Raw genomic sequence first — 15,742 nt, 5'->3', positions numbered from 1 at the left:
TGGATTTTGACTTCTGCCGCCCTGGTGTTGCTCATGACGCCCGGCCTGGCGCTGTTCTACGGCGGCATGACGCGATCGAAGTCCGTGCTCAACATGATGATGATGAGCTTCGGGGCGATCGGCCTGGTCAGCCTGCTGTGGGTGTTCTACGGCTACAGCATCGCGTTCGGCGATGACATCGGCGGGATCACCGGTGATCTCTCCGCCGCGGGTCTGCGCGGCATGCTGACCAGCGGCGCCGAGGGCGGCATCCCCGACCTGCTGTTCGCCGGCTTCCAGCTGATGTTCGCCGTGATCACGGTCGCGCTGATCAGCGGCGCGATCGCCGATCGGGCCAGGTTCGGCCCGTGGCTGCTCTTCGTCGGCGTCTGGGCCACCCTGGTCTACTTTCCGGTCGCGCACTGGGTCTGGGGCGGCGGCTGGATCGGCGAGTTGGGCGTGCTCGACTTCGCCGGCGGCACTGCGGTGCACATCAACGCCGGCGCCGCGGCGCTCGCCTTGGCGCTCGTGCTCGGCCGCCGGGTGGGCTGGCCGAAGGACAAGTTCAAGCCGCACAACCTGCCGATGGTGCTGCTCGGTGCGGCGCTGCTGTGGTTCGGCTGGTTCGGCTTCAACGCCGGCTCGGCGGGTGCGGCCGACGGGGCCGCCGCCGTCTCGCTGATCAACACGCAGGTGGCCGCGGCCGCCGCCGTGCTCGGCTGGATCGTGGTCGAGTGGCTCCGCGACGGCAGGCCGACCACCCTCGGTGCGGCCTCCGGCGCGATCTCCGGCCTGGTCGGCATCACCCCGGCCTGCGCCTTCCTGGAGCCGCTGGGCGCGATCGCCCTCGGGGTGATCGTCGGTGCGGTCTGCGCGCTCGCGGTCGGCCTGAAGTACCGCTTCACGTACGACGACTCGCTCGACGTGGTGGCGGTGCACATGGTCGGCGGCATCCTCGGCTCGCTGCTCATCGGCTTCCTGGCCATCGAGGTGCTGGCCGGCGCGGGCAACGACGGCCTGCTCTACGGCGGCGGCATCGGGCTGCTGGGCCTTCAGGCGGTCGGGGTGGTCGCGGTGCTGGTCTACTCGTTCGTGGTCGCGTACGTCATCGGCTTCGCGATCGAGAAGACGATCGGTTTCCGCGCCAGCGCCGACGCCGAGGTCGAGGGCATCGACAACGCCGAGCACGCGGAGAGCGCGTACGAGTTCAGCTCCACGGGTAGCGGCGGTGCGTTCGTTGCGGCGGGCATCGCCGCCGCGGCGGCGCCGAGGTCGAAGCCCACCGAACCGGTGAGCGAGAAGGTCGCCGGCTAACGTTTGCGAATGGAGGGGTTGGACATGAAGCTGGTGACCGCGGTCATCAAGCCGCACCAGTTGGACGCCGTCAAGGAGGCCCTGCACACGCTCGGCGTGGCCGGGCTGACCGTGAGCGAGGTCCAGGGCTACGGGCGGCAGAAGGGCCACACCGAGGTCTACCGGGGCGCCGAGTACACCGTCGAGTTCCTACCCAAGATCCGGGTGGAGGTGCTCACCGACGAGATCGACGTCGAGAAGATCGTCGACGCCGTCGTCGGTGCCGCCCGGACCGGCAAGATCGGCGACGGCAAGGTCTGGGTGACCGCGGTCGAGGAGGTCGTCCGGGTCCGCACCGGCGAGCGCGGCCTGGACGCCCTGTAGGAACAGCACCCAATGACCTCGTCGACCAGCAGGCGGGCCCGGGAACCCCGGCACGCGGTGCTGGTCAACGAAGTCGTCGGCGTATCGGCGGGGATCGGTGCGACGGCGCGCCGGGCCCGGGCGGACGCCTACGACGCCTGGCTGGCCCGGCTGGCGCCGGACCGGGCCGGCGTCGCGCTGCTCGTGGTCGGCGGGTTGGGCCGGCGGCAGTGCGCCCCCCACGGCGATCTCGACCTGGTGCTGGTGCACGCCGGAGTGCCCGGGATCGACGAACTCGCCGCCGAGCTGTGGTACCCGATCTGGGACGCCGGCCTGCGGCTCGACCACTCGGTGCGCACCGTCGCCGAGGCGCTGTCGGTGGCCCGGGACGACGTCAAGGTGGCCCTCGGGCTGCTCGACGCCCGGCTCGTGGCCGGCGACCCCGACCTGGCCGACACCCTGCTCCGCAGCGCCACCGACCACTGGCGGCGCACCGCCGTACGCCAACTGGCTCCGTTGCGCCAGAGCACGGTCGCTCGCTGGCAGGCCCACGGCGAGCTGGCGTTCCTGCTCGAGGGCGACCTCAAGGAGGCCGCTGGCGGCCTGCGCGACGTCGGGATCCTGCGGGCCATCGCGCTCGCCGGGATCACCGACGCGCTGCGACCCGCCGTACACGCCGCGCAGTTGCGGCTGCTGGACACCCGCGACGCGCTGCACCAGCAGGTCGGCCGGCGGGTCGACCGGCTGCTCGCCCAGGAACGCGCCGGGGTGGCCGCCCTGCTCGGCCTGCGCCAGTCCGCACCCGCCGGATCGGGCGGCGACGGCGACGCGTTGCTGCGCCGGGTGGCCGGCGACGCCCGGACCGTCAGTCATGCCCTGGACGACGCCTTCCGTTCCGCCGACCGGCTGCGCTCCGGTCGCTGCCGGGGCGCCGCCAGGCGACCGGTGCGCCGGCCCGTCGCCCGGGACGTGGTCGAGCACGACGGCGAACTGGTGCTGGCCCGCACCGCCATCGCCCGGGTGGCCGAGGCGGTCGGCGACACCACCACCCTCGACCTGCTGTACGCGCTGGTCCGCGCCGATGCCGCCGCCACCGGCCCGGCCGCCTGGTCGGACTGGAAGGGCCGACTGGTCGGCGAACTGGTCGGCCGGGTGCGAACCACCCTCGACACCGGCGTCGTGCCTGACCCGCCGACGGCGAGCGTGCCCGCCTTGAAGCCGCTGTCGTCGCTGCGGTGTAAGGAGGGGGGCAACGACCATGGGCACCGAGGAGCACCGGTGCGGGCAGACCGGGATGTCCCGCAGGTCCTTCCGGTCGAGTCACGTACGCGCGATGCTGAGAGACAGCCGAACGCGCCTTCGTGCCGCACCGCATGCTGCCTGAGCGCGAACTCACCGAGCAGCCCGGGAGGTACTCCTTGCACGCACACCAGCACCCGTCCCCGCCGGATCGGTCGCAACGTCAGGTGATCCAACTCCGGACGGCGCTACCCCGAACGAGGGAGCCTGCCGATGCCGCTTCGGCAGGCGGCGGGAGCGCCACGGGCGTAGCGCAGCGGATCCTGGCCCTGCAACGGCTGGCCGGCAACGCGGCCGTCGGACGCGTGTTGGCGGACGATGCCGGGCAGACGCTCGCGGACGCCGGCGGCGCCGACCGTTCGCTCGTCGCGGGTGGCGCGCCGGTGCTCGCCGTTCAGCGGGCACCCTGGGTCGATGCGGAGTCGGAGTTCCGGATGGGCACGGCCGCCCATCTCGAGCCGCTCATCGAGGGTTTGATCCGGGACGTGTTCGGGCTGAAGGCCCAGGTGAGTCTCGGTGGCGGCGCCGGGGTCGCCGCCGGGGAGCAGGTGCGCGGCGTGCACGATCTGGACCTGCGCGTCGATGTGGGCGGCCTCCTGGTCGCCACGAACGCCGACGAGCGGGCGCGGGCCAAACAGCAGCGGCAGGACATCCTGGCCAGCATCGGTTCGGTGATCGATGCCTCCTCGATCACCGACACCACGGTGCGCGGGACCTACAGCGGCGTGGAGGTCAGCGTGACGCTCGCGCCCGTGCCCACCGAATCCCGACGCATGCCGGTGATCCAGGAGGGCGGCTGGGCCGCGGACGAACCCACGGTTCCGCTGCGGGTGGTCACGGCTGATCGGGCCGTCACCGACAAGATCAAGGCGTTCTCCGGCCGCACCGGGGCGGACCGGGACGAGAAGCGGGCCCGCGACGCCGTCGACATCGCCGCGTTGCTGCGGGGCCGGCCGATACCCCAGGCGGCCGAGGAGATCTGGACCGCCATGCAGAAGGATCCCAAGGGGCCGAGCAGCCTGCGCAGTTTTCCCCAGGACTGGCGCCGGCTCAGCAAACTGGCGCCCGAGCCGGGCACCTCATCCGCCGACGACGGCCGGATGACCGGTCTGCCCCTGCTAGCCGGCGACGTGCTCACCATCATGGAGGAGCTCACCCGGTACGTGAACGATTGCCTGAAGGAGAGCCGCAAGGCCAAGAAGACTGCCCCTGCCGCACCGCCCGGCGGCAATGCCCCGTCGGCGAGCGACGTCGGCGGCTGACCCCCCTGAGATCGCCGGCGCTCGTCGGGGCGATCCGGCCCGCTGCCGCTGGAAGGGGAGCGGCTGGGCCGGGCTCGGTGAGCGGCGTCGGGCTAGGCTAGCGGTGGGCTGGACGACACCCGCGCGTCCGCGCTGTGCCCGCCGAAGACGACAAACGGGATGTTCGCGTGTTTGACACCTTGAGTGACCGCCTCTCCGGGATCTTCACCAAGCTCCGCGGCAAGGGGCGCCTCACCGACGCCGACATCGACGCCACGGCGCGCGAGATTCGCCTCGCGCTGCTGGAGGCCGACGTCGCGCTGCCGGTCGTCAAGGGCTTCATCACGAACGTCAAGGAACGGGCTCGCGGCGCGGAGGTCTCCCAGGCGCTCAACCCGGCCCAGCAGATCATCAAGATCGTCAACGAGGAGCTGGTCGCCGTCCTCGGTGGCGAGGGGCGTCGGCTCCAGTTCGCCAAGCAGCCGCCGACCGTGATCATGCTGGCCGGCCTCCAGGGCTCCGGCAAGACCACCCTCGCCGGCAAGCTGGCCCGCTGGCTCAAGGCCCAGGGGCACCAGCCGTTGCTGGTCGCCGCCGACCTCCAGCGTCCCAACGCCGTCGGGCAGCTCCAGGTGCTCGGTGGCCGCGCCGGGGTCGAGGTGTACGCCCCGGAGCCCGGCAACGGCGTCGGCGACCCGGTGCAGGTGGCGAAGTCCTCGATCGAGCACGCCCGACGGGCCGCCCGGGACGTCGTCATCGTCGACACCGCCGGCCGGCTCGGTGTCGACACCGAGATGATGCAGCAGGCCGCCGACATCCGCGACGCGGTCGACCCGGACGAGGTCATCTTCGTCATCGACGCGATGGTCGGCCAGGACGCGGTGCGTACCGCCGAGGCGTTCCGCGACGGCGTCGGCATCACCGGCGTGGTGCTCTCCAAGCTCGACGGCGACGCCCGGGGCGGCGCGGCGCTGTCGGTCCGGCAGGTGACCGGGCAGCCGATCCTGTTCGCCTCCACCGGCGAGAAGCTGGAGGACTTCGACGTCTTCCACCCCGACCGGATGGCCAGCCGGATCCTCGGCATGGGCGACGTCCTCACTCTGATCGAGCAGGCCGAGGCGGCCTTCGACACCGATCAGAAGGAGAAGATGACCGCCAAGCTGATGGGCGGCGAGCAGTTCACCCTGGAGGACTTCCTCGACCAGCTCATCGCGGTACGCCGGATGGGGCCGATCGCCAACGTGCTGGCCATGATGCCGGGCATGGGGCAGGTCAAGGACCAGCTCGCGGAGCTGGACGACAAGCACTTCGACCGGATCACCGCGATCATCCGGTCGATGACCCCGGCCGAACGCACCAACCCGAAGATCATCAACGGTTCCCGGCGGGCCCGCATCGCCAACGGCTCCGGCGTCACCGTGATGGACGTCAACCAGCTGCTCAACCGCTTCACCGACGCGCAGAAGATGATGAAGCAGATGGGCGGCATGATGGGCCTTCCGGGCGGCGGCCGGCGCAAGGCCACCAAGAGCCCGAAGAACAAGCGCAAGGGCACGAAGGGCGGCGGCCGGCCGCGCAGCGGCGCCGGCACCCGCGGGGCGCAGGGCGGGCTGCCCGGTGGCTTCCCGGGCGGCATGCCGCAGCTGCCGCCGGGGCTGAGCCCGGAGGACCTGGCGGCCGGTCAGGGCCTCCCGCCGGGCTTCAAGCTTCCGAAGATCGACTTCAACAAGCTCGGCAAGGGCGACAAGCCTCGCTGAGCGTGTCGGTGACGGCGGGTGGTTTCGTCGGCGCTTAGGGTGATGCCGCCCCTGGAGGGAGGAGTCATGACCGTGGCGCCCATCCTGCCCGAGCGGTCGGAGTGGACGGTTGACGACCTCGGCGACCTGCCGAAGGACCTTCCGTACGAACTGATCAACGGAAGGTTGATCGTGCCGTCCCCCACTGCCCTGTATCAGGACCTCGCTGCCACCGGGGATCGAGCGTGAAAGCGGTCCAGGCGTACCGGTTCGCGTTGGACCTCACGCCGGGGCAGGAACGCGCGGTATTGGCGCATGCGGGCGCGGCGCGTGTGGCGCACAACTGGGCGCTGGCCCGAGTCAAGGCGGTCATGGACCAGCGCGTGGCCGAACGCAGCTACGGTGTGGCGGACGAGTTGCTGACTCCGTCTGTTGGCTGGTCACTGCCGGCGCTGCGTAAGGCGTGGAACGCGGCGAAGGGCGAGGTGGCGCCGTGGTGGCGGGAGTGTTCCAAGGAGGCGTTCAACACCGGCCTGGATGCTCTCGCCCGCGGGTTGAAGAACTGGTCCGACTCCCGCACGGGCAAGCGAGAAGGTCGCCCGGTTGGGTTTCCTCGGTTCAAGTCCCGCCGCCGCACCATACCGAGCGTGCGGTTTACCACCGGCGCGATCCATGTCGAGCCGGACCGTAAGCATGTGGTGTTGCCTCGGTTGGGGCGGCTGAAGCTGCACGAGTCGGCGCGCAAGTTGGCCCGCCGCCTCGACAACGGCACCGCCCGGATCATGTCCGCCACCGTCCGGCTCGATGGCGGTCGGTGGCACGTGTCGTTCTGTGTCGAGGTCGACCGCGCCCAACAGCGGCCGGCGCGGTCCGGCTCGGTGGTTGGTGTGGACATCGGGATCACACATCTGGCGGTGTTGTCCACCGGCGAGCTGGTGGACAACCCGCGCCACCTGGGCGCCGCGCAGACTCGGCTGCGCCGGCTCGGTCGTGCCGTGTCGCGGAAGATCGGCCCTGACCGGCGTACCGGGCAGCGTCCATCGCAGCGGTGGGTCCGGGCATCGGCTCGGCTGGGCCGCGCGCATGCCCGCGTGAGCAATCTGCGTCGTGACGGCCTGCACAAGCTCACCACCCGGCTCGCCCGCGAGCACGGCACGATCGTGGTGGAAGACCTGCATGTGGCCGGTATGCTGCGCAACCGCAGGTTGGCCCGGCACATTGCCGACGCCGGTTTCGCCGAGGTTCGTCGGCAGTTGGCGTACAAGACTGAATGGAACGGCGGCCGACTCGTGACAGCCGACCGCTGGTTCCCTTCATCGAAGACTTGCTCGGGCTGTGGCGCGGTGAAAGCCAAGCTGGCCCTGTCCGAGCGCACCTACACCTGCACGACCTGCGGCCTGATCCTCGACCGGGATCTCAACGCCGCGCGTAACCTCGCCGCTCTGGCGGCTCAAGTGGATTCCGCCGGGAGTGGCCCGGTGGCTGGACGTGGAGCTGACCGTAAGACCCGCCCCGGCGGGCTGGTGGCTGAGAAGCGTCAACCCGGCACCGCACCAGCGGATCAGACCGGGACCGTCCCACCGCAAGGCAGGACTACCAATCACGCACTCGTCAGAGCGCACTGAGAGGTAACGGCTCCTCGCGCACGGCGGCAGTGATCGGGTAGGACTGTGCGCATGGCTCTGCATGTGCGCGGTGTGCTCCTGCCGGACGACGAGGTCCGGGACCTGTGGCTGGTCGGCGACCGGATCACCTTCGACCCGGTGCCCGGCGCGGAAACGATCGCCGATCGTGGGTTCGTCCTGCCCGGGCTGGTGGACGCGCACTGCCACATCGGCATCGCCCGGGGTGGCGCCCCGATCACCTCCCTGGACCAGGCCCGCGAGTTGGCCCGTACCGACCGGGACGCGGGTGTGCTCGCGATCCGGGACGCCGGCTCGCCGTACCCGTATCCCCAACTGGACGACGAGCCGGACCTGCCCCGGCTGGCCCGCGCCGGGCGGCACGTCGCGCCGCCGAAGCGGTACCTGCGCGACATCGGCGTGGAGGTCGGCGCGGCCGAGGTGGCGGCGACCGTGGCGGAGCAGGCCGCCGCCGGCAACGGCTGGGTCAAGCTGGTCGGGGACTGGATCGACCGGGGCGCCGGTGACCTGGCGCCGGCCTGGGACGCCGACACGATGACCGCCGCCGTGGCCGCCGCACACGCCGCCGGGGTACGCGCCGCCGTGCACACCTTCAGCGAGTCGGCCGTGGAGATCATGGTGCGGGCCGGGGTGGACTCGGTCGAGCACGGCACCGGGTTGAGCCTGGACCTGATCGACCTGATGGCCCGGCAGGGCACCGCCCTGATCCCCACGATGATCAACATCCGTACCTTCGGCGGCATCGCCGACCAGGCCCGACCCAAGTTCCCCGGGTACGCCGACCACATGCTTGCCCTGCGGGACCGCTTCCCCGAGGTGGTGCGGGCCGCGTACGAGGCCGGGGTGCCCATCTTCGTCGGGACGGACGCCGGCGGCGGCATCGACCACGGCCTTGCCGCCGAGGAGATGCTCCTGCTGCACGAGAAGGCCGGCATGTCCCGGACGGACGTCCTCGCCGCCGCCTCCTGGCGCGCCCGAGAGTGGCTGGGTTTCCCCGCTCTGACCGAGGGTGGCCTGGCCGACCTCGTCGTCTACTCCGACGACCCGCGCCGGGATCTGCGGGTGGTCCGCGAGCCGGCCCGCATCGTCCTGCGCGGACGGCTCATCCGCTGACCCGGCGCACGTCGAGCTGGCCCTCCGCCCCGCCCGCTGCCCACCCCCGCGATCTTGCACTTTTCGTCGCCGCAAATCACCCCACAGGTATCTTTTCGGCGACCGAAACTGCAAGATCGGCGCGGTGGGCCGGTGGGTGGGGTGGGCAGGGGAGGGAGTGCGGGGTGGGAGGAGGGGTGGGGGAGAGGGAGGCATAGGATGTGCGGTCATGGCGCGTGTGCTCACTCCGCGGGCGGAGGACTTCCCCCGGTGGTACCAGGATCTGATCGCCAAGGCGAAGCTGGCCGACAACGGGCCGGTGCGCGGGACCATGGTGATCCGACCGGCCGGCTACGCCATCTGGGAGCGGATGCAGGCCGAGATGGACTCCCGGATCAAGGCGGCCGGCGCGGAGAACGCGTACTTCCCGCTGTTCATCCCGGAGAGCTACCTCAAGCGTGAGGCCGAGCACGTCGAGGGCTTCTCGCCGGAGCTGGCGGTGGTCACCCACGGCGGCGGCAAGCAGCTCGCCGAGCCGGTGGTGGTACGCCCCACCAGCGAGACGGTCATCGGCGAGTTCATGGCCAAGTGGATCGACTCGTACCGCGACCTGCCGCTGCTGCTCAACCAGTGGGCCAACGTGGTCCGCTGGGAGCTGCGCCCCCGGGTCTTCCTGCGCACCAGCGAGTTCCTCTGGCAGGAGGGGCACACCGCGCACGCCACCCGGGAAGACGCCCGCGCCTACGCCCGCAAGATCCTGCACGAGGCGTACGAGGACCTGATGGTGAGCGTGCTCGGCATCCCGGTGGTGGTCGGACTGAAGACCGCCCGGGAGCGTTTCGCCGGGGCCACCGCCACCTACACCTGCGAAGGCATGATGGGCGACGGCAAGGCGCTGCAACTGGGCACCAGCCACGAGCTGGGGCAGAACTTCGCCAAGGCGTTCGACATCAGCTACTCCTCGGCTGAGGGCGGCCGGGAGCACGCCTGGACCACCTCCTGGGGCACCTCGACCCGGATGCTCGGCGGCCTGATCATGTGCCACGGCGACGACAACGGGCTGCGGGTGCCGCCGCAGTTGGCGCCGGTGCAGGCGTACGTCATGGTGGTCAAGGACGGCGAGGGCCCTGGCGGCCCTGCGGAGGCGGCGAAAAAGCTTTGCGACGCGCTGCGCGACGCCGGGGTCCGGGTCGCGCTCGACGACCGCACCGACACCCCGTTCGGCCGCCGGGCCGTCGACGCCGAGCTGCGCGGCTACCCGGTACGCGTCGAGGTCGGCCCCCGCGACCTGGCCACCGGCAACGCGGTCGTGGTTCGGCGTACCGACGGCTCGAAGGCCCCCACGCCGGTGGCCGACGTGGTGGGCGCGGTGCTCGCCGCCCTGGACGCCGACCAGCGGGCCCTGCACGACCAGGCGCTCGCCTTCCGCCAGTCGCACACGGTCGACGTGGCGACCCTGGACGAGGCGATCGAGGCGGCGGCCACCGGCTGGGCCCGGGTGCCCTGGTCGGCGGTCGGCGTCGAGGGCGAGGCGAAGGCCAACGGCCAGGGCGTCACCGTCCGCTGCCTGGTGCGCGCCGACGGTTCGGTCCCCGACACCGAGGACGAGCCCGACCTCACCGCCATCCTCGCCCGCGCCTACTGAGATGCAAGGGAGGGCCCCTTCTTAACGCCTCCGGTAGAGGAGGGGCCCCTTCTTAACACCTCGCTGCCGGCCCCGACGTCGCGGAGCCGGGTGCTCGCGGGCGGCCGGTAGGGTCGGTGCGTGAGATTCGAGCCGGGCCGGTTGGTCGTGCACCGCAACGTGCGGCGGGGACGCATCGGTTGGGTCCGACCGGCCCGGGTGGTCAGCGACGACGAGCGCGGCCTGCTGCTCTGGGTGGCCGAGGGGTCACCGGTGGCCAGCGAGGTGACCGAGACCGGGTTGGGCATGCGCGCCGTTCCGTTCAGCGAGTGGATCACGTCGACCTACCGCCTCGCGGAGGGCCGGTGGCACGGGCCGCCGTTGCTGAAGTTCCTGCCCGCCGACGCGGCCCATTCCGTCTGGTGGTTCCGGGACGCGCGGGGGCGCTTCGCCGGCTGGTACGTCAACCTGGAGGAGCCCGGCGTCCGGTGGGACGACGGCGCGCTGGCCGGGGTCGACATGGTGGATCAGGATCTCGACGTGTGGGTGCGGCAGGACCGCAGCTGGGTGTGGAAGGACGAGGATGAGTTCGCCGAGCGGCTGGCCTTCCCGGAGCACTACTGGGTGGCCGACGAGGCCGCCGTGTGGGCGGAGGGCAAGCGGGTGGTCGCCCTCGTGGAGGCCGGCGAGTTCCCGTTCGACGGCACCTGGTGCGAGTTCGTCCCACCAGCGGAGTGGATCACGCCCGAGCGGCTGCCGGAGGGCTGGGACCGTCCACCCGTACGCTGAAGTCGGGTGTGTTCGTGCTCACCTTTTGAACACGTCGGGTGAACCGCGCCGGTCCGGTGTGAGAGATCCCCGGCCGATCTGGCAGAATGGCTCGCTGGTATCCGGCGTGTGCCCGGCGCCCTCTAACCCGGGCACGTCGCCAGTCCACCCGAGTGCTCTCCGGCCCAACCCCACTGTGCCGGTTGACGCTCACCCATGCACACCGCCCGTGTCGGGCCGGTGAGATCGCAACAGGAGCGAAACAAACGTGGCCGTAAAGATCCGGCTCCTGCGGATGGGCAAGATCCGCAACCCGCAGTACCGCATCGTCGTCGCCGACTCGCGTACCAAGCGCGACGGCCGGGCGATCGAGTTCGTCGGGATCTACCAGCCGAAGGAAGACCCTTCGGTGATCGAGGTCAAGTCGGAGCGGGTCCAGTACTGGCTGTCCGTCGGGGCCCAGCCGAGCGAGGCGGTGCAGCGGCTGCTGGAGCTGACCGGTGACTGGCAGAAGTACAAGGGCCTGCCGGCTCCGCCGCCGCTGAAGGTGGCGCCCGAGCGGGCCGACCGCACGGCCGCCTACGAGGCCGAGGCGAAGGCCGCCGCGGGCGTGGCCGACACCCCGGCCAAGCCGGCGAAGAAGGCCGCCAAGGCTGAGGCGCCGAAGACCGAGGCACCGAAGGCTGAGGCGCCGAAGACCGAGGCACCGAAGGCTGAGGCGCCGAAGACCGAGGCACCGAAGACCGAGGCACCGAAGGCTGAGGCGCCGAAGACCGAGGCACCGAAGACCGAGGCACCGAAGGCTGAGGCACCGAAGGCCGAGGAGCCGAAGGCCGAGGCACCGAAGGCCGAGGCGCCGGCCGCGGACTCCGGCGAGCAGGCCTGACATGGCGCTGCGGCCGGCGTTGGAGCACCTGGTCAAGGGGATCGTCGATCACCCCGAGGACGTACGCGTCCGGATGGTCGACTCCCGGCGGGGCAAGCGGCTCGAGGTCCGCGTGCACCCCGAGGACCTGGGCACCGTGATCGGGCGGTCCGGCCGGACCGCCAAGGCGCTGCGCCAGGTGATCGGCTCCATCGGTGGGCGCGGCGTACGCGTCGACATCGTCGACGCGTACTGATGCTGCTCATCGTCGGCCGGATCGGCAAGCCGCACGGCATCCGCGGTGAGGTCACCGTGGAGGTGCGTACCGACGAACCCGAGACGCGGTTCGCTCCCGGCATGGTGTTGCGCACCATGCCGGGGGCGAACGCCGGGCGCGGCGCACCGCCTCCGGCCGCCGGTTCCGGTGCACCTGCCGGTCCTGGCGTGCCGTTCCAGGTGCCCGACGAGCTGACCGTGGAGGTCGCCCGCCGGCACCAGGGGCGGATGCTGGTCGTCTTCGAGGGGGTGCTGGACCGCGACGTCGCGGAGGCGCTGCGTGGCACCCTGCTCGCGGTGGACAGCGCCGACGTGGCTCCGCCGGAGGATCCGGAGGAGTTCCACGATCACCAGCTGGTCGGGCTGGCCGTGGTCACCACGGAGGGCGAACGCCTCGGCGAGGTGGCCCGGATCGATCACGCCCCCGCCTCCGACCTGCTGGTGTTGCGTCGTCCCGAGGGCCGCACCGCGCTGATCCCGTTCGTCAAGGCGATCGTCCCCGAGGTCGATCTCGCCGGTGGCCGGGTGGTGGTCGACCCGCCCGGTGGCCTGCTCGACCTCTGATCCGCGGAGCAGCCCCTCATGCGCGTCGACATCGTGTCGATCTTTCCGGAGTACTTCGCCCCGCTGGACCTGTCGCTGATCGGCAAGGCCCGGGCCAACGGCACGCTGCGGCTGGTCGTACACGATCTGCGTAGCTGGACCCACGACGTGCACCGCACCGTCGACGACACCCCCTACGGCGGTGGGCCCGGCATGGTGATGCGGCCCGAGCCGTGGGGCGAGGCGCTGGACGCCCTGGCCCCACCGGAGCTGACGCCGCCCCGGCTGCTGGTGCCGTCCCCGGCCGGCGTGCCGTTCACCCAGGCGCTGGCGTACGAACTGGCCGCCGAGCCGCACCTGCTCTTCGCCTGCGGCCGGTACGAGGGCATCGACCAGCGGGTGCTCGATCACGCCGCGACGCGGATGCCGGTGACCGAGGTCAGTCTCGGCGACTACGTGCTCTTCGGCGGCGAGGTGGCGGTGCTGGTGATCCTGGAGGCGGTGACCCGGCTGCTGCCCGGTGTGCTCGGCAACGCCGGCTCGCTGGAGGAGGAGTCGCACGCGCACGGGCTGCTGGAGGCGCCGATGTACACCAAGCCGGCGACCTGGCGCGGGCTGGACGTGCCCGACGTGCTCCGCTCCGGCGACCACGGCCGGATCGCCCGCTGGCGCCGGGACCAGGCGTTGACCCGGACCGGCCAGCGCCGGCCCGACCTGCTGGCCGCGCTCGACCCGCAGAGCTTGGACAAACGGGACGTGACGGCGCTGGAGCGGGCCGGGTTTCAGGTGCCCGGGGCGGATGTGGCAGAGTAGAGGGGTTGCCGCAGTCGTGCACGCCGTGGGCGGCTGCGAGGATCCCTGACCGGGGTCGGTTCACCGCCGGCCACCACCCGGGGATCAGTATCACCCATCCGCGCGCCGATTGACGGTGCGCCGTGAGCCTCACGAGGACACAGCGATGAACATCCTGGACGCCCTTGACGCCCAGTCGAAGCGCACCGACCTGCCCATCTTCCGCGCCGGTGACACCGTCAAGGTGCACGCCCGGGTCGTCGAGGGTGCCCGGTCCCGGGTCCAGATCTTCCAGGGCGTTGTCATCCGCCGTCAGGGTGGCGGACTGCGCGAGACCTTCACCGTCCGTAAGCTCAGCTTCGGCGTCGGCGTCGAGCGGACCTACCCGGTCAACAGCCCGGCGATCGACCGGATCGAGATCGTCACCCGCGGTGACGTCCGTCGCGCCAAGCTCTACTACCTGCGTGAGCTGCGGGGCAAGAAGGCCAAGATCAAGGAGTTGCGCGAGAAGCAGCCGAGCTGACCTCGCTCTGCGCCACATCGCCTGGGCTGCGCGTATGTCGTACTGGCCAGATCGCACTACCCTGGTCGTACGGGCGCAGCGCGGGCGGTGACCCGCCTGACGTGGCGGGTGACCTCCACTACCGCCCGGGGAGTCTCGACGAGACTGCCGGGCGGTAGTTGTTTCTGCGGACCGGGGAGTGGGCGTGGTGAGGACGCTTGACGACAGCGGTGCGGTCGACCCGTGGCGGCGGCGCACCCGTCGGAGCAAGCGGCAGATGCCGCTCTGGCAGGAGTTGCCACTGCTGCTCGTCGTGGCCTTCTGTCTCGCCGTGCTGATCCGCACCTTCCTGCTCCAGGCGTTCTTCATCCCCTCCGGGTCGATGGAGGACACCCTGCTCGTCGGTGACCGGGTGCTGGTCAACAAGGTCGTCTACAACATGCGGGGCCCGCAGCGGGGCGAGGTGGTGGTCTTCCGGGGCACCGACCAGTGGGTCCCACAGGTCGACGCGCAACCGCCGACGGGTTTCGTCGACAAGCTCGGTCGCACCATCGGCGATCTGATCGGCGTCAGCCGTCCCGGCGAGAAGGACTTCATCAAGCGGGTCATCGCGCTGCCCGGCGACCGGGTGAGCTGTTGTGACGACCAGGGGCGGGTGCTGGTCAACGGCACGCCGCTGGACGAGTCGGCGTACGTCCTGCGGGACTCGCCGCTGGACCTGCCACCGAACCCGCAGGAGTGCCGGTCGCGGCGGTTCGAGGAGGTCGTCGTCCCGCCCGGCCAGATATTCGTGCTCGGCGACCATCGGTTGGTTTCGCAGGACGCGCGTTGTCAGGGCCCGGTGCCCATCGACAATGTGGTGGGGCGGGCCTTCGCGGTGGTCTGGCCGTCCGACCGCTGGCATTCGCTGCCGGTGCCCGAAACGTTCGCCAGCGTCGCTCCGCCGGCTGCGGCCACCGGTGGCGTCGCCCCGCCGCCCGGACCCACGCCCGACGGAGGTGTCGTGGTGCTCCTGCCGATTGCGGCCGCCCTGTCCTTGTTCGCGCGTTCCGGACGGTCGCACCGATCCGGGCAACGTAGGCTCCTCCCGTGATTGACGAGCAGACCGACAAGTCGCGCCACTCCTTCTGGAAGGAACTACCCATCCTCCTCGGGGTGGCGATCCTGGTCGCGGTGCTGGTGCGTGCCTTCGTACTGCAGACCTTCTACATCCCCTCGCCGTCCATGGAGAACACTCTCAAGATCGACGATCGGGTGCTGGTCAACAAGCTGGTGTACAACTTTCGGTCGCCGCACCGTGGTGAGGTGATCGTCTTCAAGGCGCCGACGGAGTGGAGCGGCAACCCCGCCGGGGAGGACTTCATCAAGCGGGTGATCGGCGTCGGCGGTGACCGGGTGGTCTGCTGTGACGAGCAGGATCGCCTGATGATCAACGGCGCGTCGCTGGACGAGCCGTACATCTTCTCCTTCGACGGCCACCAGGACAAGCCGGCGGACCAGGAGTTCGACGTCGTCATTCCGAAGGGTCGGCTCTGGGTCATGGGTGACCACCGCTCCGCCTCGGGTGACTCGCTGGAGCACTACCAGCAGTCGCAGCAGAACATCACCACGGCCACCATCCCGGAGACGGAGGTCGTGGGCCGGGCCTTCACGATCTTCTGGCCGGTCAGCCGGGCCACCCTGCTGAGCGTGCCCGAGCAGTTCGAGGCGATTCCCAGGCCCTGAC

At 71.1% G+C, this 15,742-nt stretch carries 14 protein-coding genes and 3 pseudogenes; all 17 read left to right on the top strand.

The genetic code is table 11. The features are described 5' to 3' along the window. The first annotated feature begins 33 nt into the window (after window positions 1-33). The 17 genes and pseudogenes from IEY61_RS10885 to lepB (IEY61_RS10805) all read left to right on the top strand — a co-directional run bounded on the left by IEY61_RS10885 (window position 34) and on the right by lepB (IEY61_RS10805) (window position 15,741). Window positions 34-1,293 carry an ammonium transporter gene (locus IEY61_RS10885; RefSeq protein WP_229705825.1) on the top strand — a complete coding sequence of 420 codons (1,260 nt, stop codon included), beginning with the start codon at window positions 34-36 and terminating at the stop codon, window positions 1,291-1,293. 24 nt (window positions 1,294-1,317) lie between these two features. Beyond that, window positions 1,318-1,656, top strand: coding sequence for a P-II family nitrogen regulator (locus tag IEY61_RS10880; RefSeq protein WP_189043345.1), 339 nt, complete (start codon window positions 1,318-1,320; stop codon window positions 1,654-1,656). 12 nt (window positions 1,657-1,668) lie between these two features. Beyond that, window positions 1,669-2,829 (top strand): annotated as a pseudogene (locus IEY61_RS10875) (bifunctional uridylyltransferase/uridylyl-removing enzyme family protein); the annotation flags it as partial. A gap of 410 nt (window positions 2,830-3,239) precedes the next feature. Continuing rightward, window positions 3,240-4,196, top strand: a complete 957-nt coding sequence (locus tag IEY61_RS10870; RefSeq protein ID WP_189043140.1) for a nucleotidyl transferase AbiEii/AbiGii toxin family protein — start codon at window positions 3,240-3,242, stop codon at window positions 4,194-4,196. A 167-nt stretch (window positions 4,197-4,363) separates the two neighbouring features. Next, on the top strand, window positions 4,364-5,932 hold the full coding sequence (gene ffh, locus IEY61_RS10865) for a signal recognition particle protein (protein WP_189043137.1): 1,569 nt from the start codon (window positions 4,364-4,366) through the stop codon (window positions 5,930-5,932). 66 nt (window positions 5,933-5,998) lie between these two features. Beyond that, window positions 5,999-6,160 (top strand): hypothetical protein, encoded by a 162-nt coding sequence (locus IEY61_RS10860; protein ID WP_229705815.1) that lies wholly within the window; start codon window positions 5,999-6,001, stop codon window positions 6,158-6,160. Next, the gene (gene tnpB / locus IEY61_RS10855) at window positions 6,157-7,536 is read left to right on the top strand and encodes an IS607 family element RNA-guided endonuclease TnpB (RefSeq protein ID WP_189043135.1); all 1,380 of its coding nucleotides are present in this window, start codon (window positions 6,157-6,159) and stop codon (window positions 7,534-7,536) included. Before IEY61_RS10860 ends, tnpB begins: the two co-directional genes overlap by 4 nt. 51 nt (window positions 7,537-7,587) lie before the next feature. Further along, window positions 7,588-8,667: an amidohydrolase family protein gene (locus tag IEY61_RS10850; protein WP_189043133.1), complete on the top strand. Its 1,080-nt coding sequence runs from the start codon at window positions 7,588-7,590 to the stop codon at window positions 8,665-8,667. Window positions 8,668-8,875: 208 nt separating this feature from the next. Next, complete coding sequence (gene proS, locus IEY61_RS10845; protein ID WP_189043130.1) at window positions 8,876-10,291, top strand: proline--tRNA ligase; 1,416 nt, start codon at window positions 8,876-8,878, stop codon at window positions 10,289-10,291. 120 nt (window positions 10,292-10,411) lie between these two features. Next, window positions 10,412-11,059, top strand: coding sequence for a ribonuclease FAU-1 family protein (locus IEY61_RS10840; protein ID WP_189043128.1), 648 nt, complete (start codon window positions 10,412-10,414; stop codon window positions 11,057-11,059). A 247-nt stretch (window positions 11,060-11,306) separates the two neighbouring features. Beyond that, window positions 11,307-11,741 (top strand): annotated as a pseudogene (gene rpsP / locus IEY61_RS10835) (30S ribosomal protein S16); the annotation flags it as partial. Between the two features lie 184 nt (window positions 11,742-11,925). After that, a complete protein-coding gene (locus tag IEY61_RS10830) occupies window positions 11,926-12,159 on the top strand; it encodes an RNA-binding protein (protein ID WP_189043124.1) in 234 nt (77 codons plus the stop codon). Window positions 12,160-12,161: 2 nt separating this feature from the next. Beyond that, window positions 12,162-12,743, top strand: a complete 582-nt coding sequence (gene rimM / locus IEY61_RS10825; RefSeq protein WP_189043342.1) for a ribosome maturation factor RimM — start codon at window positions 12,162-12,164, stop codon at window positions 12,741-12,743. 18 nt (window positions 12,744-12,761) lie between these two features. Beyond that, window positions 12,762-13,535, top strand: a complete 774-nt coding sequence (gene trmD, locus IEY61_RS10820) for a tRNA (guanosine(37)-N1)-methyltransferase TrmD (RefSeq protein WP_189043122.1) — start codon at window positions 12,762-12,764, stop codon at window positions 13,533-13,535. 145 nt (window positions 13,536-13,680) lie between these two features. After that, window positions 13,681-14,037, top strand: coding sequence for a 50S ribosomal protein L19 (rplS, locus tag IEY61_RS10815; RefSeq protein WP_189043120.1), 357 nt, complete (start codon window positions 13,681-13,683; stop codon window positions 14,035-14,037). 184 nt (window positions 14,038-14,221) lie between these two features. Further along, a pseudogene (gene lepB / locus IEY61_RS10810) lies at window positions 14,222-15,096 on the top strand (signal peptidase I). A 9-nt stretch (window positions 15,097-15,105) separates the two neighbouring features. Next, window positions 15,106-15,741, top strand: a complete 636-nt coding sequence (gene lepB / locus IEY61_RS10805) for a signal peptidase I (protein ID WP_189043116.1) — start codon at window positions 15,106-15,108, stop codon at window positions 15,739-15,741. Window position 15,742: the final 1 nt, after the last annotated feature.

This window comes from Micromonospora sonchi, assembly GCF_014646235.1.
GTDB lineage: Bacteria > Actinomycetota > Actinomycetes > Mycobacteriales > Micromonosporaceae > Micromonospora > Micromonospora sonchi.
This window is presented reverse-complemented; position numbering and strand designations above follow the sequence as displayed.